The sequence below is a fragment of the Pseudomonas sp. W4I3 genome (assembly GCF_030816195.1).
Classification (GTDB): Bacteria; Pseudomonadota; Gammaproteobacteria; order Pseudomonadales; family Pseudomonadaceae; genus Aquipseudomonas.
In genome coordinates this window covers 5,661,326-5,681,501 of record NZ_JAUSXS010000001.1, presented here as the reverse complement: position 1 = coordinate 5,681,501, position 20,176 = coordinate 5,661,326, and the positions used below count along the sequence as shown (strand labels likewise).

18 protein-coding genes and 2 pseudogenes are annotated in these 20,176 nt (G+C 59.9%); 13 read left to right on the top strand and 7 right to left on the bottom strand.

All coding sequences use genetic code 11. The features are described from left to right. The first annotated feature begins 143 nt into the window (after positions 1 to 143). Positions 144 to 1,550, top strand: a complete 1,407-nt coding sequence (locus QF045_RS25900; protein WP_306494601.1) for an amino acid permease — start codon at positions 144 to 146, stop codon at positions 1,548 to 1,550. On the opposite strand, the gene QF045_RS25895 is transcribed toward QF045_RS25900, so the two are convergent. Continuing rightward, complete coding sequence (locus QF045_RS25895) at positions 1,496 to 2,392, bottom strand: LysR substrate-binding domain-containing protein (RefSeq protein WP_306494600.1); 897 nt, start codon at positions 2,390 to 2,392, stop codon at positions 1,496 to 1,498. The two genes, QF045_RS25900 and QF045_RS25895, sit on opposite strands and share 55 nt — an antisense overlap. Before the next feature lie 91 nt (positions 2,393 to 2,483). On the opposite strand from QF045_RS25895, the gene QF045_RS25890 reads away from it, so the two are divergent. The 4 genes from QF045_RS25890 (at position 2,484) to QF045_RS25875 (ending at position 6,822) form a co-directional block, all read left to right on the top strand. Then, positions 2,484 to 3,248 carry a sulfite exporter TauE/SafE family protein gene (locus QF045_RS25890; protein ID WP_306494599.1) on the top strand — a complete coding sequence of 255 codons (765 nt, stop codon included), beginning with the start codon at positions 2,484 to 2,486 and terminating at the stop codon, positions 3,246 to 3,248. Positions 3,249 to 3,288: 40 nt separating this feature from the next. Further along, on the top strand, positions 3,289 to 4,185 hold the full coding sequence (locus tag QF045_RS25885; protein WP_306494598.1) for a LysR family transcriptional regulator: 897 nt from the start codon (positions 3,289 to 3,291) through the stop codon (positions 4,183 to 4,185). 103 nt (positions 4,186 to 4,288) lie between these two features. Beyond that, on the top strand, positions 4,289 to 5,182 hold the full coding sequence (locus QF045_RS25880; protein WP_306494597.1) for an NAD-dependent epimerase/dehydratase family protein: 894 nt from the start codon (positions 4,289 to 4,291) through the stop codon (positions 5,180 to 5,182). Between the two features lie 194 nt (positions 5,183 to 5,376). Continuing rightward, the gene (locus QF045_RS25875) at positions 5,377 to 6,822 is read left to right on the top strand and encodes a SulP family inorganic anion transporter (protein WP_306494596.1); all 1,446 of its coding nucleotides are present in this window, start codon (positions 5,377 to 5,379) and stop codon (positions 6,820 to 6,822) included. A gap of 2 nt (positions 6,823 to 6,824) precedes the next feature. Here the strand turns inward: QF045_RS25875 and QF045_RS25870 are convergent, their stop codons facing one another. Next, entirely contained in the window at positions 6,825 to 7,205 is a 381-nt protein-coding gene (locus QF045_RS25870; RefSeq protein ID WP_306494595.1) for a lysozyme inhibitor LprI family protein, read from the bottom strand. Positions 7,206 to 7,450: 245 nt separating this feature from the next. On the opposite strand from QF045_RS25870, the gene QF045_RS25865 reads away from it, so the two are divergent. The 5 genes from QF045_RS25865 (at position 7,451) to QF045_RS25845 (ending at position 14,332) form a co-directional block, all read left to right on the top strand. Next, positions 7,451 to 8,800 (top strand): gluconate:H+ symporter, encoded by a 1,350-nt coding sequence (locus tag QF045_RS25865; protein WP_306494594.1) that lies wholly within the window; start codon positions 7,451 to 7,453, stop codon positions 8,798 to 8,800. 26 nt (positions 8,801 to 8,826) lie between these two features. Then, entirely contained in the window at positions 8,827 to 9,687 is an 861-nt protein-coding gene (locus QF045_RS25860) for a MurR/RpiR family transcriptional regulator (protein WP_306494593.1), read from the top strand. Position 9,688: 1 nt separating this feature from the next. Next, on the top strand, positions 9,689 to 11,161 hold the full coding sequence (locus QF045_RS25855) for an amidohydrolase family protein (protein WP_306494592.1): 1,473 nt from the start codon (positions 9,689 to 9,691) through the stop codon (positions 11,159 to 11,161). Between the two features lie 305 nt (positions 11,162 to 11,466). Beyond that, positions 11,467 to 13,920 carry a dermonecrotic toxin domain-containing protein gene (locus QF045_RS25850; RefSeq protein ID WP_306494591.1) on the top strand — a complete coding sequence of 818 codons (2,454 nt, stop codon included), beginning with the start codon at positions 11,467 to 11,469 and terminating at the stop codon, positions 13,918 to 13,920. A 43-nt stretch (positions 13,921 to 13,963) separates the two neighbouring features. Then, on the top strand, positions 13,964 to 14,332 hold the full coding sequence (locus QF045_RS25845; RefSeq protein ID WP_306494590.1) for a glyoxalase superfamily protein: 369 nt from the start codon (positions 13,964 to 13,966) through the stop codon (positions 14,330 to 14,332). Between the two features lie 60 nt (positions 14,333 to 14,392). On the opposite strand, the pseudogene QF045_RS27865 reads toward QF045_RS25845, so the two are convergent. Together QF045_RS27865 and QF045_RS27860 are read right to left on the bottom strand one after the other, a co-directional pair. After that, positions 14,393 to 14,986 (bottom strand): annotated as a pseudogene (locus tag QF045_RS27865) (methyl-accepting chemotaxis protein); the annotation flags it as partial. A 309-nt stretch (positions 14,987 to 15,295) separates the two neighbouring features. After that, positions 15,296 to 16,312, bottom strand: a pseudogene (locus QF045_RS27860) (methyl-accepting chemotaxis protein); the annotation flags it as partial. A 253-nt stretch (positions 16,313 to 16,565) separates the two neighbouring features. Between QF045_RS27860 and QF045_RS25835 the strand changes: the two are divergent. Beyond that, the gene (locus tag QF045_RS25835) at positions 16,566 to 17,183 is read left to right on the top strand and encodes an FKBP-type peptidyl-prolyl cis-trans isomerase (protein ID WP_010206497.1); all 618 of its coding nucleotides are present in this window, start codon (positions 16,566 to 16,568) and stop codon (positions 17,181 to 17,183) included. Between the two features lie 137 nt (positions 17,184 to 17,320). Here the strand turns inward: QF045_RS25835 and QF045_RS25830 are convergent, their stop codons facing one another. From QF045_RS25830 to QF045_RS25820, 3 genes are all read right to left on the bottom strand, one after another. Beyond that, positions 17,321 to 17,578, bottom strand: coding sequence for a hypothetical protein (locus QF045_RS25830; protein WP_138813875.1), 258 nt, complete (start codon positions 17,576 to 17,578; stop codon positions 17,321 to 17,323). Positions 17,579 to 17,738: 160 nt separating this feature from the next. Beyond that, positions 17,739 to 18,080 carry a zinc ribbon domain-containing protein YjdM gene (locus QF045_RS25825; protein WP_306494588.1) on the bottom strand — a complete coding sequence of 114 codons (342 nt, stop codon included), beginning with the start codon at positions 18,078 to 18,080 and terminating at the stop codon, positions 17,739 to 17,741. Positions 18,081 to 18,272: 192 nt separating this feature from the next. Continuing rightward, positions 18,273 to 19,241 (bottom strand): polyprenyl synthetase family protein, encoded by a 969-nt coding sequence (locus tag QF045_RS25820; RefSeq protein WP_306494587.1) that lies wholly within the window; start codon positions 19,239 to 19,241, stop codon positions 18,273 to 18,275. Between the two features lie 239 nt (positions 19,242 to 19,480). Between QF045_RS25820 and rplU the strand changes: the two genes are divergently transcribed. Next, entirely contained in the window at positions 19,481 to 19,795 is a 315-nt protein-coding gene (gene rplU, locus QF045_RS25815) for a 50S ribosomal protein L21 (protein WP_003176051.1), read from the top strand. A gap of 34 nt (positions 19,796 to 19,829) precedes the next feature. Continuing rightward, the gene (gene rpmA, locus QF045_RS25810) at positions 19,830 to 20,087 is read left to right on the top strand and encodes a 50S ribosomal protein L27 (protein WP_003176049.1); all 258 of its coding nucleotides are present in this window, start codon (positions 19,830 to 19,832) and stop codon (positions 20,085 to 20,087) included. The last annotated feature ends 89 nt before the right edge of the window (positions 20,088 to 20,176 follow it).

The window sequence follows — 20,176 nt, the reverse complement described above, 5'->3', positions numbered from 1 at the left end:
CAAAATGTGGGAGGGGGCTTGCTCCCGATAGCAGTGTGTCAGCTGGCACATGGAGTGACTGACACTCCGCAATCGGGAGCAAGCCCCCTCCCACAGGGATCTGTGACAACCGCTCAACCACAATAATAAAAGGGGCACACCACGTGACCACGCCAGACAACGGCTTTGCAGAAATTACCCACCGCGAACTGGGCCTCCGGCGCCAGCTCACTTCCGGGCAGATGAGCATGATCGCCATCGGCGGCGCCATTGGCACCGGGCTGTTCATGGGCAGCGCCTACGCGATTGGCTATGCCGGGCCCAGCGTGCTGCTGAGCTACGCCATCGGTGCGCTGATCACCTTGATACTGATGGGGTGCCTGGCCGAGATGACGGTGGCCCATTCCACCTCCGGCTCCTTTGGCGCCTACGCCGAGTTCTACATCAGCCCGCTGGCCGGGTTCCTGGTGCGGTATGCCTACTGGGCGGCGATTGTATTGGCCGTGGGGGCCGAGGTGACGGCGGTGGCAATGTACATGAAGTACTGGTTCGCCAATGTGCCGGAATGGGTGTGGATCGTGTCGTTTTCCAGCGTGCTGATTCTGCTCAATGCGATCAGCGTGAAGACCTTCGGCAACTTCGAATACTGGTTCTCCACCATCAAGATCAGCGCGATCGTCGGCTTCATCATCCTGGCGGTGTACGTGGTGTTCGGCTCGGGTAACCCGGATTACGGCGTGCAGAACTACACGGCCCATGATGGTTTTTTCCCCCACGGGTTGAGCGGTATGTGGATGGCGGTGATCGTGTCGATCTTCAGCTATTTGAGTGTGGAGATGATCGCCGTGGCGGCCGGTGAAGCGGCCGACCCGGAGCGGGCGGTGAAGAAAGCCTTTCGCGCAACCATCGTGCGCCTGGTGGTGTTCTACCTGCTGACCCTGGCGCTGATGCTCGCCATCGTGCCGTGGAACCAGGCCGGCCAAGCCCAGAGCCCGTTCGTCACGGTGATGCAGACCATCGGCATTCCCGGCGCCACCGGGGTGATGAATTTCGTGATCCTGATCGCGGCGCTGTCGGCGATGAACAGCCAGCTCTACATCACCACGCGCATGATGTTCAGCCTGTCCCGCGCAGGCTTTGCGCCCAAGTCCATGGGTGCGTTGAGCAAGAGCGGCATCCCGCTCAATGCCTTGCTGCTGTCCAGCTCCGGTATCGCGTTGGCGACCCTGCTCAACGTGGTGTACCCGCAAAGCTCGTTCACGCTGATGATGGCGATCTCGATGTTCGGCGCAATCTTCACCTGGTTCATGATCTTCCTCACCCACTTGTTTTTCCGGCGCTACCGCAAGCGCCATGGCGCGCCGAAGCTGTCCTTCGAGCTGCGCCTGTTTCCGTACAGCACGTTGCTGGGGCTGGTGCTGATGGGCGCGGTGATGATCACCACGTATTTTACCGAGGCGTTCAGGATGACCCTGGTGTTTGGCGTGCCGTTCCTGCTGATCCTCAGCGCGGTGTACTACGGGTTTTTCCGCAAGGGCAGGGCCAAGGTGTCGAACAAGGCCCTGGCGTAACCGGGCAGTTGATCGAACGACCGCGCGCAGAGCAGCAGTTGGCGACAGGCCCAGTCCTCCTTGAGGGGCTGGGCCTTGATGCAATCTTGCTGCGGCCAGCGGTCGAGGGCGGCCAGGGGCACGATGCCCAGGCCCGCACCGCGGGCGACCATGCGAATCACCCCGTCGAAACCTTCGGCGCGAATGCGCGTTTGCAGGCGAAACCCTGCGTGCAGCGCCTGTTCTTCCAGGTACACCGCCAGCGCGCTGCCGGCGGCGAGGCCCACATAGTCGTGTTGCAGGCTGTCGACGAAACTCACCGTGCCACTTGCCAGCGGATGCGCCAACGGCATGATCAGCACCAGCGGGTCGTCGTGAAAGGGCAGGGTCTGCAAGCCGGTTGTGTCCACCGCATCGGAGATGATGCCCAGGTCGGCCGTGCCCTGGCGCAGAGCGTGGGTGATACGCAGGCTGGGCAGCTCCTGCAGGTCGATATCCAGGTTGGGATGCTCGCACAGAAAGTCGGCCAAGCGTTCCGGCAGGTATTCGCTGAGGGCGGTGGTATTGCACAGCAAGCGCACCTGGCCTTTGACGCCGTTGGCGTACTCCGCCAGGTCGTGTTGCAGATGCTCGGCCTGTTGCAGCAGCAGGCGGGCATGGCGGCCCAGGGCTTTGCCGGCCGGTGTCGGGGTGACGCCACGGCGGCCGCGCTCGAGCAATTCGATGCCCAGTGACGCCTCCATCGCCCGAATGCGAGCGCTGGCGGCGGCCAGGGAAAAATGGCTGCGGGCGGCGCCGGCGGTGATGTTGCCGGTGTCGAGTATGTGCAGGTAGAGGCGCAGGTCGATCAGGTCAAAGTGCATGCTCAAGTTGTCCTCAGCCTCATTCAAAACAAGAGGCTGCCTCAGTATATGGTGAATTTCCAGCGGCTCAGCAACCTCGCACAATCGGGTCATGACTACTTTCCTGACGTTCTACCAAACCCTCGGTCCAGCCCTGACGCTGCTGGTGATGGGCACCTTCCTGCTGGCCGGCACCGTCAAGGGCGTGATCGGCCTGGGCCTGCCCACCGTGGCCATGGGCATGCTCGGCCTGGCTATGTTGCCAACGCAGGCTGCGGCATTGCTGATCATTCCTTCGACGGTCACCAACCTCTGGCAATTGGCGCTGGGTGGGCACTTGAGTGTCTTGCTCAAGCGGTTGTGGCCGATGTTTGTGCTGATTGCCCTCGGCGCCGGGCTGGGCACGCTGTGGCTGGGCATGGACGCTGGGCCGTGGGTGGTCCGTGCGTTGGGCGGGGCGCTGTTGGTGTATGCGCTGAGTGGTTTGTTCCTGCCCACCTTTAACGTAGCTCCCCGAACCGAGCGCTGGCTGGGCCCGTTGTGTGGGTTGATCACCGGCCTCATCACCTCGGCCACCGGCGTGTTCGTGGTTCCTGCGGTGCCATACCTGCAAGCATTAGGCTTGAGCCGCGATCAACTGGTGCAGGCGCTGGGGCTGTCGTTCAGCGTGTCGACCCTGGCCTTGGCCGCCGGGCTGGCCTGGCGCGGTGCGCTCGGCGGCGGTGAAGTGGGGGCGTCGTTGGTGGCGCTGGTCCCGGCATTGCTTGGCATGTGGCTGGGCCAGGCGCTGCGCCAGCGCATCAGTGCGCTGTGGTTCAAGCGGGTTTTTTTCACGGGCATGGCGCTGCTGGGCGCTCATTTGTTGCTGGCTGGTTAATAATGGGCGCTGATTCATGAGCCGATAAGAAGGACCGCCCGTGAAAGCCCGATCCGATGAGCTGCAGATTTTCGTCAGCGTGATTGAATGCGGCTCGATTTCCGCTGCCGCCGAGCAGGTCGGACAGACGCCGTCGGCGGTCAGCCGCACCTTGTCGCGCCTGGAAGCCAAGCTCGACACCACCCTGATCAACCGCACCACGCGGCGCATGGACCTGACCGAGGAGGGCAGGTACTTTTTCGACCAGGCCAAGGTCATCCTGGCGCAGATGGAAGAGCTGGAGGAACGCCTGTCGTCACGCCAGAAAAAACCGGCCGGGCGGCTGCGCATCAATGCGGCGGTGCCGTTCATGCTGCATGGGATCATGCCCTACATCGGCGAATTTCGTAGCCTTTATCCGGACATCCAGCTGGAGCTGAACAGCGACGATCTGATCATCGACCTGCTGGAGCAAAGCACCGACATCGCCATCCGTATCGGCGCCCTGGCAGACTCTACCCTGCATGCCCGCGCGCTGGGCAGCACACCGCTGCACATCCTGGCCAGCGCCGACTACCTCAAGCAACACGGCACGCCGAGCACTGTCGCCGAGCTGGCTGAGCATACCTTGCTGGGCTTCACCCAGACCGACAGCCTCAACCATTGGCCGCTGCGCCATGTGGAGGGCGACCGCTGGCTGGTCCAGCCGGACATTGCCGCGTCCAGCGGTGAAACCCTGCGCCATCTGGCATTGCACGGACAAGGCATTTGCTGCCTGTCGAACTTCATGACCCACGAAGACATCGAGGCCGGGCGCCTGGTACCGCTGCTGGAAGCGTTCAACAGTGGCTATCGCCAACCGATCCATGCGGTGTACTACCGCAACTCGCAACTGGCATTGCGTATCCAGTATTTCCTGGATTTTATCCAGGCCAAGCTGGCACGTTATGCCCGTTGATTCGTGACCGCAGCGCAAGAGTGAATTGGCCGACACGGGCTTATTCGGCCGCATAGCCTGCTGGATACTGGGCTCATTACTTACCCAGTCAGGAGCACTCTCCATGAATGTATTCGTTACCGGCGCAGCAGGTTTTATCGGCGGCTCCATCGCCACCGGTCTGGTCAAGGCCGGGCATACCGTTACCGGCCTGGTGCGCAGCACCGAGCAAGCCGCGCAAATGACGGCACTGGGCATCACCCCGGTGATCGGTACCCTGGATGACGCCGCCGTATTGACCGAACAGGCGCAGCACGCTGATGCGGTGATCAATGCCGCCAGCAGCGACCACCGCGCTGGCGTCGAAACCCTGCTGGCCGCCTTGAAAGGCTCCAACAAAGTGTTTCTGCACACCAGCGGTTCGAGCATCGTCGGCGATGCGTCGGGCGGCAAGGCCAGTGATGTCGTCTACTTCGAAGACAACCTGCCAGCGCCCACCGCCGACAAGGCTGCCCGCGTGGCGATTGATGACTTGATCCTGGCCGCAGCCAAGGAGGGTGTGAATTCAGCGGTGATCTGTAACACCCTGATCTACGGTCACAGCCTGGGCGTGAAGCGTGACAGCGTGCAATTGCCGCGCTTGCTCAAGCAGGCCCGCAAGAGTGGCGTGGTGCGCCATGTGGGGCCAGGGCAGAACATCTGGTCCAACGTGCATATCGAAGACGTGGTTGCGTTGTACCTGCTGGCGCTGACGAAGAATGTGCCGGGCACGTTCTACTTCGTGGAAAGCAGCGAAGCCGCATTTATCGACATGACCACCGCCATCGCACAAGCGCTTGGACTGGGTGAACCGCAGGACTGGCCCCTGGCCGAAGCGGAAGCCGAGTGGGGTTATGAAATGGCCAACTATGGCCTGGGCTCCAACAGCCGGGTGCGCGGCAAGCATGCCCGTGAATTGCTGGGCTGGGCGCCGAAGCGTACGTCGGTGGTTGAGTGGATTCGCAACGAGATGGTGTGATGTTCGGGTGATACCGAGGTGCGGCTATCGGGGGCAAGCCCCCTCCCACATTGAATGCATTCCAGAGTTGGAACACCGTCAAGTGTGGGAGGGGGCTTGCCCCCGATTGCAACGACCGAAGTCTTCCAGGCTAGCCCCACCTCGCTCAATTCCGTACCATTCCTCGCCTCATCCCCGCAATTCCCTGGTACTCCATGAACCTCACCCGTCTGCGCGCCGACGCCCTGGCCGGCCTCACCACGTCATTTGCCTTGCTGCCCGAATGCATCGCCTTCGCGCTGGTGGCCCATCTCAACCCGTTGATGGGGCTCTACGGCGCGTTCATCATCTGCACCCTCACCGCGCTGTTCGGTGGTCGCCCCGGTATGGTCTCCGGAGCGGCAGGTTCGATGGCGGTGGTGATCGTGGCACTGGTGGTGCAGCACGGCGTCGAGTATCTGCTGGCGACCGTGCTGCTGGGCGGGTTGATCATGGTCGCTTTCGGCTTGTTGCGCCTGGGCAAGCTGGTGCGCATGGTGCCGCACCCGGTGATGCTGGGCTTCGTCAACGGCCTGGCGATTATCATCGCGCTGGCGCAGTTGGAGCACTTCAAAAGCGGTGAAACCTGGCTCAGCGGTACGCCGCTGTACGTGATGGTCGCTCTGGTCGCGGTCACCATGGCCATCGTCTACCTGCTGCCACGCCTGACCCGCGCCGTGCCGCCTGCCTTGGTGGCAATCCTCGGCGTGGGCCTGGCGGTGTACCTGCTCGGCCTGCCCACCCGCACCCTTGGCGACATGGCGCACATCGCCGGCGGCCTGCCGGCCTTCGCGCTGCCGCAGATCCCCTGGACCTTCGAAACCCTGGGCATCATTGCGCCTTATGCGTTCCTGATGGCCATGGTCGGCCTGCTGGAAACCCTGCTGACCCTCAACCTCACCGACGAAATTACCGAAACCCGTGGCTACCCCGACCGCGAAAGCGTGGCCCTGGGCGCTGCGAACATGGTCTCGGGCCTGTTTGGCGGCATGGGCGGTTGCGCGATGATCGGGCAAACCGTGATCAACCTCAGTTCCGGCGGGCGCGGGCGTTTCTCCGGGGTGTTCGCCGGGGTGATGATCCTGCTGTTCATCCTGTTTCTGTCGCCGTTGATCGAGCGGATTCCGCTGGCGGCGCTGGTGGGGGTGATGTTCGTGGTGTCCCAGCAGACCTTTGCCTGGGCGTCGTTGCGGGTGATCAACAAGGTGCCGCTCAATGACGTGCTGGTGATCATGGCAGTGACGGTCATCACCGTGTTCACCGACCTCGCGACCGCTGTGCTGTGCGGCATCGTGATTGCAGCGCTGAACTTCGCCTGGCAACAGGCGCGTGAACTGTATGCCGATGAACACCTGGAAGCCGACGGCAGCAAACTCTACCGTCTGCACGGCACGTTGTTCTTTGCGTCGACCACGCCGTTCCTGAATCAATTCGACCCGGCCAACGACCCGGCACAGGTGACGCTCGATTGCCGTCACCTGAGCTTTGTCGACTATTCAGCGATTGCCGCGCTGATGACCCTGCGTGAGCGCTACAGCAAGGCGGGCAAGCATTTGCGCGTGCTGCATTTGTCGGAGCGCTGCAAGAAGCTGCTCAAGCGCGCGAAGGTTCATCACGATTAGGGTTACGGCCCGACCAGGTCTTCCAGTTCCTGCGCACGGGCCTCGGTCATGTCCAGCACGCAGCCCGAGCCGTTGACCTGATCGATGGTGCCGCCGGTGGCACTGCCGGCAAAGGCGCAATTGGCGTCACGGTATTTGATCCACAGGCGCTGCAGATCCTGCAATTGGTCCCTGCGGTTGCCTTCCTGGGCGGCCAGTGCGGTCTTGTAAGCCTTGTTCAGCCGGGCGTCCTGCACCTTGGCCTCCTTGACGTTGCAACCGACCATCTCTGCGGTGGTGTTGGCGCCGTCCATGCATTTTTTCAACGCCGGGTTATCGGCGGCGGCAGCAGTGCCGCACACGGCGAGAAGCAGGGCGCCGGCGGCGAATGTCGTGCGAATCATCTGTGTTTTCCTGGCATCGATGGGTATGAGTGTATGACTCAAGCGCGCTGTTTGAGTTTCCAGCCTTCTGCGAACGTCATGTAAGAACGCTCCTTAAATTTTCATAAAGAAGCGTTGGGCATATCCCTTCGCGACAGCGCTTATCCGTGCGCGAAAATTACTTTCATGAAATTTGAAAAAGCGCCTCGGTAATGATTTATGAGTTTCACAACCAATTCGACGTGACCCTTTCCGAGGAGTACCGCATGGCCGCATCACCGGGCTTCGGGCTGTTGGCATACGCTGCCATCGCCATCATCGCTTTGATCGTGCTGATCGCACGTTACCGACTCAACCCGTTTATCGTCATCACTCTGGTGTCCATTGGCCTGGCGCTGATGGCCGGGATGCCGGCGGACACCATCATGGGCTCCTACGAAGCCGGGGTTGGCAAGACCCTGGGGCATATCGCCCTGGTCGTGGCGCTGGGCACCATGCTCGGCAAGATGATGGCCGAGTCCGGTGGCGCGGAGCAGGTGGCGCGTACGTTGATCAACCGTTTCGGCGAGCGCAACGCCCACTGGGCGATGGTCTGCATCGCGTTTCTGGTGGGGCTGCCGCTGTTTTTCGAGGTGGGCTTTGTCTTGCTGGTGCCGATCGCCTTTACCGTGGCGCGGCGCGTGGGTGTGTCGATCCTCATGGTCGGCCTGCCGATGGTGGCCGGCCTGTCGGTGGTGCATGCGTTGGTACCGCCGCACCCGGCGGCGATGATGGCGGTGCTGGCGTATAACGCCTCGGTCGGGCAGACCGTGCTGTATGCGATCCTGATCGGTATTCCTACGGCGATCATCGCCGGCCCCGTCTACGCCAAGTTCATCGTGCCGCGTATCCACCTGCCGGCGCAAAACCCGCTGGAACGCCAGTTCATCGAGCGCGAACCACGGACCCGTCTGCCAAGCTTCGCGCTGACCATGGCCACCATTCTGCTGCCGGTGGTGCTGATGATGATCGGCGGCTGGGCCAATGTGATTTCCACGCCGGGCACCGGCTTCAACCAATTCCTGTTATTCATCGGTAACTCGGTAATCGCGCTGCTGGTGGCGACCCTGGTGAGTTTCTGGACCTTGGGTCTGGCCCAGGGCTTCAACCGCGAGTCGATCCTCAAGTTCACCAATGAATGCCTGGCGCCTACGGCGAGCATCACCCTGCTGGTAGGTGCCGGCGGCGGCTTGAATCGCATCCTGGTGGATGCCGGTGTCACCCACGAAATTCTCGGCCTGGCCAACGCGTTCCAGCTATCGCCGTTGGTGATGGGCTGGCTGTTCGCCGCGCTGATGCGTATCGCCACGGGCTCGGCCACGGTGGCGATGACCACGGCGTCCGGTGTGGTCGCGCCGGTCGCCCTGGGGATGGGTTATCCACACCCTGAATTGTTGGTATTGGCGACGGGTGCGGGTTCGGTGATCTTTTCCCACGTCAACGACGGCGGCTTCTGGCTGATCAAGGAATACTTCAATATGACGGTGATCCAGACCTTCAAGACCTGGACCGTGCTGGAAACTCTGATTTCGGTGGTTGCCTTCGGTCTCACTTACGGTCTGTCCCTTGTTTTATGAGCCGTTTCTTGTAACCCGGAGCCCCCATGGACATCCTCTACCAGATCCGCGCCCGCCAGGATTCCTTCAGCGCCGGCGAAGGGCGTATCGCCAAGCTGATGCTCGGTGACGTGAGCTTTGCCGCGTCGGCCAGTCTGGAAGCGCTGTCGCAACGGGCCGAGGTCAGCACGGCCACCTTGTCGCGGTTTGCCCGCAGTGTCGGTTGCCGCGATTTGCGTGATCTGCGCCTGCAACTGGCCCAGGCCAGCGGGGTGGGCAGCCGCTTTCTGGACCCGGCGGGGTTGCCGGAACAGTCGGCGTTCCATCGGCAGATTCTCGGCGATATCGAAGCGACGTTGCGCCAGCACCTGTCGGGCTTCAATCAACACAGCTTTGCCGACGCCGTCAGTCTGCTCGGCAAGGCACGCATGATTCACGCGTTTGGCATGGGCGGCCCGTCGAGCCTGTGCAGCGATGAACTGCAGGTGCGCCTGGTGCGCCTGGGCTATCCGATTGCGGCCTGCCATGACCCGGTGATGATGCGCGTGACCGCCGCGACCCTGGGGCCGGAACAGGCGCTGATTGTCTGTTCGCTGACGGGGCTTACCCCTGAGCTGCTGGATGTGGTGACGCTGGCGCGCAATTACGATGCACGCATTATCGCCATCACCCTGGCGGACTCCCCCCTGGCCGGATTGGCGGATGTGCTGCTGCCGCTGCAACCGGCTGAAACCAGCTTTATCTACAAACCCACCGCTGCGCGCTACGGCATGCTGCTGGCCATCGACCTGCTTGCCACCGAGCTGGCGCTGGCCATGCCTGACGCAAACCAGGAACGCCTGCGCCGGATCAAACTGGCCCTGGACGATTACCGCGGCGGCCCCGACAGCCTGCCGCTTGGAGACTGAAATGAAGTACGACACGCTGATTCGCCAGGCGCTGATCATTGATGGCAGCAACAGCCCTGGGTACCTCGCGGATGTGGGCGTGCGCAATGGGCGTATCGAGACGATCGGCGACCTGTCCACGGCGCTGGCGGAGCATGTGATCGACGCCGCTGGCCGTGTGTTGGCGCCGGGCTTTATCGATGTGCACACCCACGACGACACGGTGGTGATCCGCCATCCGCAAATGCTGCCCAAGCTCAGCCAGGGCGTAACGACGGTGATTGTCGGTAACTGTGGCATCAGCGCGTCGCCGGTGAGCCTGCGCGGCGATCCGCCGGACCCGATGAACCTGCTGGGCACGCGTGAGGCCTTCGCTTACCCGCGTTTTGCCGACTACCGTGCGGCGGTCGAGGGCGCGCATCCGGCGGTGAACGTCGCGGCACTGATTGGCCACACCGCATTGCGCAGCAACCATATGGACGACCTGCACCGCACCGCGGGCGCAGACGAAATCGCGGCCATGCGGGTGCAGCTGCAGGAGAGTCTTGACGCCGGCGCCCTCGGTTTATCCACAGGCCTGGCCTACGCCAGCGCCTTCAATGCAGAGACCGACGAGGTGCTGCAACTAAGCGAAGAACTGACGGCTTACGGCGCGGTGTACACCACCCATTTACGCAGTGAATTCGAGCCGGTCCTGGACGCAATGGACGAAGCCTTTCTGATCGGCCGGCATGCCAGGGTGCCCGTGATTATTTCCCACCTCAAGTGCGCGGGTGCGGGTAACTGGGGGCGTAGCCCGCAGCTGTTGGCGTCGCTTGAAGCCGCGGCGAAAACCCATCCGGTGGGGTGTGATTGCTATCCCTACGCGGCCAGTTCTTCGACCCTGGACCTCAAGCAGGTCACCGATGCGTTTCGCATTACGATCACCTGGTCCACGCCGCAGCCTGAAATGGGCGGGCGTGACCTGCAGGATATTGCCGGCGAGTGGGGCGTTTCGCTGATGGACGCCGCCCGCCGCCTGCAACCGGCGGGGGCGGTGTATTACGGAATGGATGAAGCGGATGTGCGACGTATCCTCGCGCACCCGCTGTCGATGGTGGGCTCGGACGGTTTGCCCGAAGACCCGTTCCCTCACCCACGGTTATGGGGCGCGTTTCCACGGGTGCTGGGACATTTCAGTCGTGATGTCGGCTTGTTTGCGCTACACACAGCGGTACACAAGATGACCGGGTTGTCGGCGGCGCGTTTTGGCCTGGCGGAGCGGGGTGAGATCCGCGAAGGGCACTGGGCCGACCTGGTGCTGTTCGATCCGCTGCGCGTGAAGGACATGGCGGATTTCGAAGAGCCACAGCGCGCGGCCGAAGGGATTGAGGGCGTGTGGGTCAACGGGGTGCTGAGCTATGACCAAGGGCGGGCCTGTGGGCCGCGATCCGGCTTGTTTCTGGCCCGTTCGGGTGATTTACGTGGTGGCTTTGCTGTGAGGTCAGCAACCTGAAATATGTATTTATATTGCTTTGTTTAAAATGTGCGACTTTATGAGGGAAGGGGTTTTTCGGTTATTAATGTTTAGTCGTATTTGGTTGTTTGTGGTTACACGTGGTCGATTGTACTGACTGAAAATATCCTTATGATTTGGGGCGTTTCTCCATAGCGGTAGATATTTACTTTTTTGGGGCGGTGTCTTCAACGTCAATTTAATTTATCCGTCGTGCGCAGGCCTGTGTGTCGACTGATAGATATTAATTGTGCCTCGTTGTTGAGCTGAGTAAACGTTTTTCAAATCATTGTAAGGAATGTCTCATGCATAGCCCAGTCAATGCTATTTTGAATCGTCCTAAAGCACTTGAAGTTGCAGATAAGCAGGCGAGGGTGCGCGGTATTGTGTCTGCTCATATCGCAGCTAATAAACCGTTTACTTCTGATTCCGGCGCTGGTCTGCCTGACCCTCATCAATGGGTAAAGTCCTGGATACAGGATAATGTCGAGTTACGAACGGGTAAGCGTATCGACCCTGATAAAGTCTGGCTGCATCAGTTTTTTCCTGCACAGACCACCTCGTCTCAAAGCACTGTTACACAGTACGAGCACAGTGGCAGGCCCGAAAGGTCGATGACATTAACGGAAGCGGTAACCAGCGATTTTTTTGCGGCCGAGCAGTATGGCGTATCGGGTAAAGTGCAGACAGCGGCGCACTTCGCTTCTTCGAACATTAGTCCGATGACTATATTTCACAGTGACAGTGTCTCGGATTTTTTCAGCCGACTCGGAAGGTTGATTATTGATCGTACCGGCCCGGGGTATATCTATTCAAAAATTACCGAGGATGTTCCCGCCGCCAAGGAAAGTTGGCGGGACCTCGACGCGGCTTATGGGATTTATCTGGATGGGCCAGAAGCGGGTGTGTACAACAAAGACAACGAATTGCGCCTTAAGCCTTCGCAAATGCTGGCCATGGTGCGTAATGCCGACTTGCAAGAGCAGGTGTCGAAGTCATTCGATACATTCTGGTTAAAACATTATACCGATTGGCAAGGCATGGCTAAGGCCAAGTTCATCAGTGAGGCCAGGCTGGCGAGGGAGGCCTATCGTTCAGATCCCACCCAGGGCCTTTCGGAAAATGACTACCGCTTACTCATGGACATGGGCGCCCCCAACATTGGTCTTGACGAAGAACCGACACTGACCCAACTGCGCACGCGGGCACCTTACTCTGGATCGTCCAGTTTGCTGCGCCTGGATATCAACGGCTACAACGCCACTGATATCTATCGGTTCGTACGCAGTAATGGCGAAGAAATTGTGTACATTCCTGGGGAGAAGCCATCCTTGCTCAAGTTCTTGAACCTGACAGAACTTAATCAATGGGTGGTGGCACAGGGTAAGGACCCCATTAAGGCCGCAGCGCTCGCACAACACTTTTCTCTTGCCGATCGTCAGCAGGGTATTTTTGGGGCGCTGAGCGTCAACGGTGTAGACAGTGCCCTGAAAAAGCTTGGCACCGGTGAGATGGCGGCAGATTTGAGCCACATCAACGCCAATAATCAACGTGTGGATGATGATCTGTTTGCCTTTATGGCTAAACAGACACAAGCCCGGATTGCTGCGGATATTGATACTGAAATCAAATCCAATGCTGAGGTCCACAAGGATGATGCCCTGGGGTTTGTGCAATCGGCCAATGCGGTTTTTTCCATCCCCTTGGCGTTGCTCGGACCTATCGGCGTAGGCATCGGTGCCGTGGCCTTGGGCGCACAGGTGGGGCTGGAGGCTGAAAAGGCCGTCGACGGCGACACCCAGCAAGAACGTCAAGGGGGTTTCCAGGCAGCGTTATTCGATGTGGCCACCATGGCGTTGGTGCACGCAGCTGGCAAAAGCGCATTGCCTAAAGCCCCTGGAGAGCCTGTAACAGCTAGACAGGCGCCCTCATTGCAGCGCGTCAATGGACAGATTGGCTACCTGGCGAGCCCTACAAAACCCTTTCAGTTTTCAACGCCACGCCCGGTCAACCCTTTGTATGATCACGCCTTAGACAGTTATCTAGCACCGGGCCTCGTGGCTACTCCTGCGTTCTTGACCGAATCGAACCGCCCGTCACGGCCCGATTTGTCCAGTGAGTCCATGGCGTTTTCAGAGCCTGCGGTGGTTCCGGGCTCTCCTGTCTCATCCGACGCTGGCGATCCAATGGACGCTTCGCCGGCCTCCAATGCGACGTCCAGTGCGCAATATTCGCCCTACAACGATGCTCATGTCTTGAAAGAGAACCGGTTCAAAGACAACGTCACACTGCCTGCCGGTGGCTACTTCAATAGTCGGGGAATGATCGAAAGAACGAATATTCCAAAACTGTACCGTGCAGAGAGTACCGAGAGGGTGGAGCGGCGCGGTAGCCCGGTGACCTATGGGTTTAATGATTCAAACTTCTTCGGCGGCGTAGAGAAAATGATGGAGGGTGATGTGCTCATTACCTCTCGTTCCAAAGAAGCTGCCATCGAGTACGGTCAGACCCAATTCAATGGACAGTACAAACTATACGAAATTGACGCATCGCAAATGCCTGCGGTCTCGCTGGTTGAGAATGTGGAGCACAACCCGCAATTCTTTGAGGCGCGGGAGGGCAAAGAGCCTGGCGAAATTGACGAGTTGCGTCGCAATGGAGACTTGAACATGTTCGGAGAAGGCGCGTATGGATTCGACGAGGTTCACCTGGCTCATGATCGTGCTCTGCAGGGGCGGATAACTGAGTTGTGGGTGTGAGGACATGGCGGCATAGTGGCGGGACGCACAAGGAGAAAAATTAATGTCCCTAGGAAAAGTAACCCCCATTTTGAGGATTTTCGACGAGGCCAAGGCGCTGGAGTTCTACGTTGACTTCCTGGGGTTCAAGGTTGATTGGCAGCATCGCTTCGAGGCAAATTTCCCGTTGTACCTGCAGGTGTCGCTGGGTGATTGCGTGCTGCATTTGTCCGAACATCATGGCGATGCGTCGCCGGGCGCAGCGGTGCGGATTCAGGCGCAAGGGGTGGACGCGTACCAGCAGCAATTGCAGGCCAAGGATTACCGTTATGCCAAGCCTGGCGTCGAGCAAACACCTTGGGGCTCGCGGGAAATGAGCATCAAGGATCCGTTTGGAAATCGGCTGGTGTTTGTCGAGGAGGGGGAGGATTAACTGATTGATGACAGCCCCGGTCAGTGACCGGGGCTGTATCTGTGGTGAGCTTGCAGTTCGTTACACCCGGAAATGGCTGACCATCTGCTGCAACTGGCTCCCCAGCCGCGCCAGTTCCACGCTGGACTTGGCCGTCTCGTCACTCGCCGTAGCGGTCTGCTCAGACACATCGCGTACGTTCACAATGCTGCGGCTGATCTCTTCGGCCACGGCGCTCTGCTGCTCGGCGGCGGCGGCGATCTGCTGGTTCATCGACTGGATGTTCGACACCGTGCGGGTGATGTTTTCCAAGGACACACCGGCTTTGCGCGTGAGTTCCACGCTGCTGTCGGTGAGGCTGCGGCTGTTGTTCATCACATTGGCCACCTGCTGGGTACCATTCTGCAAGCCGGCAACCAGGCCTTCGATTTCCTCGGTGGATTTCTGTGTGCGCTGGGCCAGGCCACGCACTTCGTCGGCAACCACGGCGAACCCGCGTCCGGCTTCACCAGCGCGCGCCGCTTCAATCGCGGCGTTGAGGGCCAGCAGGTTGGTCTGTTCGGCCACGGCCTTGATCACATCCATCACGCTGCCGATCTTGTTGCTCTCTTGCTGCAGGTGCGCCATGGCGTCGGTGGAGCGTGCCACTTCAGCGGCCAGGCGTTCGATCTGGGCGATGGCCTCGGCCACCACCTTGTCACCCGCACGGGCCTGCCCATCGGCATCGGCTGCAGCCAGGGAAGCCTGTTCGGCGTTGCGCGCCACTTCCTGCACGGTGGCGGTCATTTCATGCATCGCCGTGGCGACCTGGTCGGTCTCGATCTTCTGGCTGTTGACGCCGGCGCTGGTCTGCTCGGTAACGGCTGACAGCTCCTCGGCCGCGCTGGCGATCTGGGTCACGCCATCACGGATCCCGCTGATCAACTCGCGCAAGGTGGTGCCCATGCGCTGAATGCCTTGTTGCAGCACACCCAGCTCATCACGGCGGGTGACCTGGATGTTATGGCTCAGATCGCCGGAGGCAATGCGTTCAACCACGGCCAGGGTCTCTTGCAGCGGACGGGTGATCTGGCGCGTGATCACCAGCGCCGCGATGATGCCGACCAACAGGGCGAGCAACGTGCTGATCAATTGCAGGCTGCGAGCCTGGGCGCTTTCGGCGTCGCGGCGTTCCAGCTGGATGTCGTACAGCTTGTCGCTGATGGTGACGATATCGGTGCCTTGGGTGGTCATTTCAGCGCGGGCGGTCACGATGTTGGCGTTGGCGGCCTTGTAGCTCTGTACGGCGCTGCGATAGGCGCCGAGTGCAGTTTCCAGCGAGGACAGCGCGGTTTGCTGGCTGATGCCGAAGACGGCGTTGAGGCTTTTCAACCCGGCGATGGCTTTCTCGATTTGTGCAGCGGCGCGGGCTTCGGTTTCTGCATTGACGTTGTTGGTGTAACCGCGCACTTCATAGCGCGCCAGCATGAATTCTTCCTTGGCATTGGTCACGGCCTGGAACTGTGCGAAACGCTCCGGGCTTTCCGGCATTTGTTGCACGCTGGTGTCCAGGGCATTGATTTGTGCGTTGGCGGCATCGGCTTTGTCACCCATGACCTGGCGCGCAGCGTTGCCGTTGCGATAGGCCTCACGCATCTTGTTCAGGGACTGCTGATACGCGGTAATGACGGCTTTCTGTTCGTTGAGCAGCTTGAGGTTTTCCGGGCTCTTGAAGCTGTCCAGCAGTTTCTGTTGCTGGGCGGCGAAGGCATCAAGGCTGGTCTGTACGTTCTGCGCCACGGCTTCATCGCCGTTGGCCAGCATGTATTGCAGACGCACGATGCGCAGCTTGGTCAGCGAGGCGTTGAGCTGGGTGATGTCGCTCATCCAGTTGCTGCGGTCGATCAGGCTGCCCAGGCTGTTCCAGCCGGTGAGTGCCAGGATCGAGGTGAGGACAAGCACCAGGCCGAAGCCCAGGCCCAGTTTGAGGTTGACGCTGATGTTGCCGAACCAGCTGTTCATCGAATGCTCCGCAAGAGTGATGTCGGTTTGCTGGACGGTGTTGTTGTTGGGGCCAGCCAAAGTGTGTAGCGCTGTATCGGCGGCAGGGCGTGAATCTGAAATGCTTTTATTGCCGGTGCGACGAAGGGGGCGCCAGCGCAGTGCGCGGATGGGAAGGTGGGCTCATCACGTGTCGGACTTGTGTGCTAGTCTGCGGGCCCTTTTAGTTTTGGATGGCGCGGAAAATCGCGTTGTCCTACAGCGGAGCCTCTTCATGTCCGAAGTTAATCTGTCCACCGACGAAACCCGCGTCAGCTACGGTATCGGCCGTCAGTTGGGCGACCAACTGCGTGACAACCCACCACCGGGCGTCAGCCTGGACGCGATCCTGGCCGGCCTGACCGACGCGTTCGGCGGTAAGCCAAGCCGTGTGGACCAAGAGCAAATGGCTGCCAGCTTCAAGGTGATCCGCGAAGTCATGCAGGCTGAAGCGGCCGCCAAGGCTGAAGCTGCTGCGGGCGCCGGTCTTGCATTCCTGGCTGAAAACGCCAAGCGTGACGGCATCACCACCCTGGCTTCCGGCCTGCAATTTGAAGTGCTGACTGCCGGTGATGGCGCCAAGCCGACCCGTGAAGATCAAGTGCGCACTCATTACCACGGCACACTGATCGACGGCACGGTATTCGACAGCTCCTACGAGCGCGGCCAGCCTGCAGAATTCCCGGTTGGCGGCGTAATCGCCGGCTGGACCGAAGCCCTGCAACTGATGAATGCCGGCAGCAAATGGCGCCTGTACGTGCCGAGCGAACTGGCTTACGGCGCTCAAGGCGTTGGCAGCATCCCGCCGCACAGCGTTCTGGTATTCGACGTCGAGCTGCTCGACGTTCTGTAAGACCTGCTGTTGATCATCTGTAGGAGTGAGCTTGCTCGCGAAAAAAACGTCACCGATGACGCGGGCATCCTGGATGAACGCGTTGTTTATGCGGCCTTCGCGAGCAAGCTCGCTCCTACAGGGTTTTGCAGCTTTGCTCATGGATGAAACTTGCCATGGAGCTCCGTCGCCGGGCGCAACGCTCGGGCGTAGCAGAATAGAAACAAGTTACGCACCACTTCCTTCAGCACGCCGGGTTCGCTCGAGCTCAGGCCATTCACATCCAGATCGCCTTGGTCCTGCAGTTCACTCAGCGCTTCTTCTTCCAGCACAGCACACACTTCACCGGTTTCCCGATGCAGGATCCGCAGGTAGGGGTGTGGACGGTCCAGCCAGGCGTCTATCAAATAAGTCATGGTCGTTCTCCTTGATGAGTTTCAATGAGAATAATTCTTATTCGTTGAATAGCAAGTGCCTATTGGCGGTTTCCGATATTTTCTGGGCGACGATTGCGATGGGTCAATCAAGAGGGCGAAACGCCATCCCACGGCGGGCGTGGGATGGAATGCAATAAGATCAGACTTTACGCACGAACTCGGACTTGAGTTTCATCGGGCCGATGCCGTCGATCTTGCAATCGATATCGTGGTCGCCGTCGCACAGGCGGATATTCTTGACCTTGGTGCCGACCTTCACCACCAGTGAAGTGCCCTTGACCTTGAGGTCCTTGATCACGGTGATGGTGTCGCCGTCCTGCAGGACGTTGCCCACGGAGTCTTTCTTCACGGTTTCATCGCCGGCCACGTCGGCTTCGCCATTGGCGGACCACTCATGGGCGCATTCCGGGCAGACCAGTTGGGCCCCGTCTTCGTAGGTGTATTCGGAATTGCATTTCGGGCAGGGTGGCAATGTGCTCACTAAAGCTCCTTGAAAGTCGGGATGGCTAAAAGTCGCACATTATATAGGGGTTTGTGGTCTGGCAGGTTGTATGAATCCAAATGTGGGAGGGGGCTTGCTCCCGATGGCGGTGCAGCAGCCAACTTATCCATTGGCTGACACTCTGCTATCGGGAGCAAGCCCCCTCCCACATTGTTTTGCGGCGATGGTGCTTTAGTGTGTACGGGCGACCGCAAACTCGCTCAGTTCGACCAGGGCGTCCCGGTATTCACTGGCTGGCAGGGCTTCCAGGCATTTGATTGCGCGGGCCACGTAGTCACGTGCCAATTGGGCGGTGTATTCCAGGGAGCCCGAGGCTTCCACGGCAGCACGGATACTTTCCAGGTCTTCGATGCCGCCTTTCTGGATCGCCTTGCGCACCAGTGCAGCCTGTTCCGGCGTGCCTTCGCGCATGGTGTAGATCAGCGGCAAGGTCGGCTTGCCCTCGGCCAGATCGTCACCGACGTTCTTGCCCAGGGTCTCGGCGTCGCCACGGTAGTCGAGCAGGTCGTCCACCAGTTGGAACGCCACACCCAGGTGGTCGCCAAAGGTGCGCAGGGCTTCGGCCTGTTCGGCGCTTGCTCCACACAACGCAGCGGCGCTGTGGGTGGAGGCTTCGAAGAGCATCGCAGTCTTGCCGCGAATCACTTCCATGTAGGTTTCTTCGGTGGTGCTGGCGTCGCGCACCTTCGACAGCTGCAGCACTTCGCCTTCGGCGATGATGCGCGTGGCCTGTGAAAGGATTTTCATCACGGGCATCGAGCCCAGCTCGACCATCATTTCAAACGAGCGCGAGTACAGGAAGTCGCCCACCAGCACACTCGGGGCGTTGCCCCACATGGCGTTGGCGGTCTCGCGACCACGGCGCATGCCAGACATATCGACCACGTCGTCGTGCAGCAGGGTGGCGGTGTGCAGGAATTCGATGGTGGCCGCCAGCAGGCGCAGGTCATCGCCTTCGCGGCCCAGGGCCTTGCCACACAGCAACACTAATAAAGGACGCAGGCGCTTGCCGCCCGCCGACGTAATGTAGTCGCCAATTTTGGAGACCAGCGGCACTTTAGACGTCAGCTGCTGCTTGATGATGCCGTCGACGGCGCTAAAATCGTCCGCGACCGCGCGGTAGAAAGCTTGGGGTTGCATCAGCGACAGTCGCTCCAGAAGGGTTGCGCGGCATGCTAGGACCCATGTCTCTGGGTGTCAAGGCGCGATGGACGGCCTCTTGCAACACTTCTGTTGCTTGCGTACAATCGCGCACCCTGAACTTCCTGGGCAGCACCTGCCTTACGCAATTGCATTCGGGACGTCCATCCCATGCAGCCATGCCAGCCAATACCTCTTCTTATAAAGAGCTGGGTGAGCAGGATTATCGGAGAAATACCATGTCGTACGCAGTAATTGTTACTGGTGGCAAGCAATACAAGGTCGCCCCAGGTGAATACCTGAAGATCGAAAAACTGGAAATCGCTACCGGCGAATCCGTTACTTTTGATCGCGTTCTGTTGGTCGCCAATGGCGATGACGTGAACATCGGCGCTCCAGTTGTTGCTGGCGCTACCGTTGTGGCTGAAGTGATCTCCCAAGGTCGTCACGATAAAGTCCGCATCATCAAGTTCCGTCGTCGTAAGCACCACATGAAGCGTATGGGCCACCGCCAGTGGTACACCGAGATCAAAATCACCGGTATTCAGGCTTAATTTCAGCCTAATTCCTCACTAGGAGAATTGACTCATGGCACACAAAAAAGCTGGTGGTAGTACCCGTAACGGTCGCGACTCAGAAGCCAAACGCCTTGGCGTGAAGATGTATGGCGGCCAGAAAATCATTCCGGGCAACATCATCGTGCGTCAGCGCGGCACCCAATTCCACGCCGGTTACGGTGTTGGCATGGGTAAAGATCACACCCTCTTCGCTAAAATCGAAGGCGTGATCAAGTTCGAAGTAAAGGGCGCGTTCAACCGCCGTTACGTGAGCGTTGTCGCAGCTTAATTGCGAGATCGCTGGAAAAGCCCTGTCTTGCGACGGGGCTTTTTCGTTTGTGGAGTGAGTCTCTTGCAAAGCTGTTCGTCATGGGCGAG

Bases quoted from the DNA above. Each gene is read 5' to 3' on its own strand.
- QF045_RS25895 (WP_306494600.1), bottom strand. From the start codon at position 2,392: ATGCACTTTGACCTGATCGACCTGCGCCTCTACCTGCACATACTCGAC.
- QF045_RS25890 (WP_306494599.1), top strand. From the start codon at position 2,484: ATGACTACTTTCCTGACGTTCTACCAAACCCTCGGTCCAGCCCTGACG.
- QF045_RS25880 (WP_306494597.1), top strand. From the start codon at position 4,289: ATGAATGTATTCGTTACCGGCGCAGCAGGTTTTATCGGCGGCTCCATC.
- QF045_RS25875 (WP_306494596.1), top strand. From the start codon at position 5,377: ATGAACCTCACCCGTCTGCGCGCCGACGCCCTGGCCGGCCTCACCACG.
- QF045_RS25870 (WP_306494595.1), bottom strand. From the start codon at position 7,205: ATGATTCGCACGACATTCGCCGCCGGCGCCCTGCTTCTCGCCGTGTGC.
- QF045_RS25865 (WP_306494594.1), top strand. From the start codon at position 7,451: ATGGCCGCATCACCGGGCTTCGGGCTGTTGGCATACGCTGCCATCGCC.
- QF045_RS25860 (WP_306494593.1), top strand. From the start codon at position 8,827: ATGGACATCCTCTACCAGATCCGCGCCCGCCAGGATTCCTTCAGCGCC.
- QF045_RS25855 (WP_306494592.1), top strand. From the start codon at position 9,689: ATGAAGTACGACACGCTGATTCGCCAGGCGCTGATCATTGATGGCAGC.
- QF045_RS25850 (WP_306494591.1), top strand. From the start codon at position 11,467: ATGCATAGCCCAGTCAATGCTATTTTGAATCGTCCTAAAGCACTTGAA.
- QF045_RS25845 (WP_306494590.1), top strand. From the start codon at position 13,964: ATGTCCCTAGGAAAAGTAACCCCCATTTTGAGGATTTTCGACGAGGCC.
- QF045_RS25835 (WP_010206497.1), top strand. From the start codon at position 16,566: ATGTCCGAAGTTAATCTGTCCACCGACGAAACCCGCGTCAGCTACGGT.
- QF045_RS25830 (WP_138813875.1), bottom strand. From the start codon at position 17,578: ATGACTTATTTGATAGACGCCTGGCTGGACCGTCCACACCCCTACCTG.
- QF045_RS25820 (WP_306494587.1), bottom strand. From the start codon at position 19,241: ATGCAACCCCAAGCTTTCTACCGCGCGGTCGCGGACGATTTTAGCGCC.
- rplU (WP_003176051.1), top strand. From the start codon at position 19,481: ATGTCGTACGCAGTAATTGTTACTGGTGGCAAGCAATACAAGGTCGCC.
- rpmA (WP_003176049.1), top strand. From the start codon at position 19,830: ATGGCACACAAAAAAGCTGGTGGTAGTACCCGTAACGGTCGCGACTCA.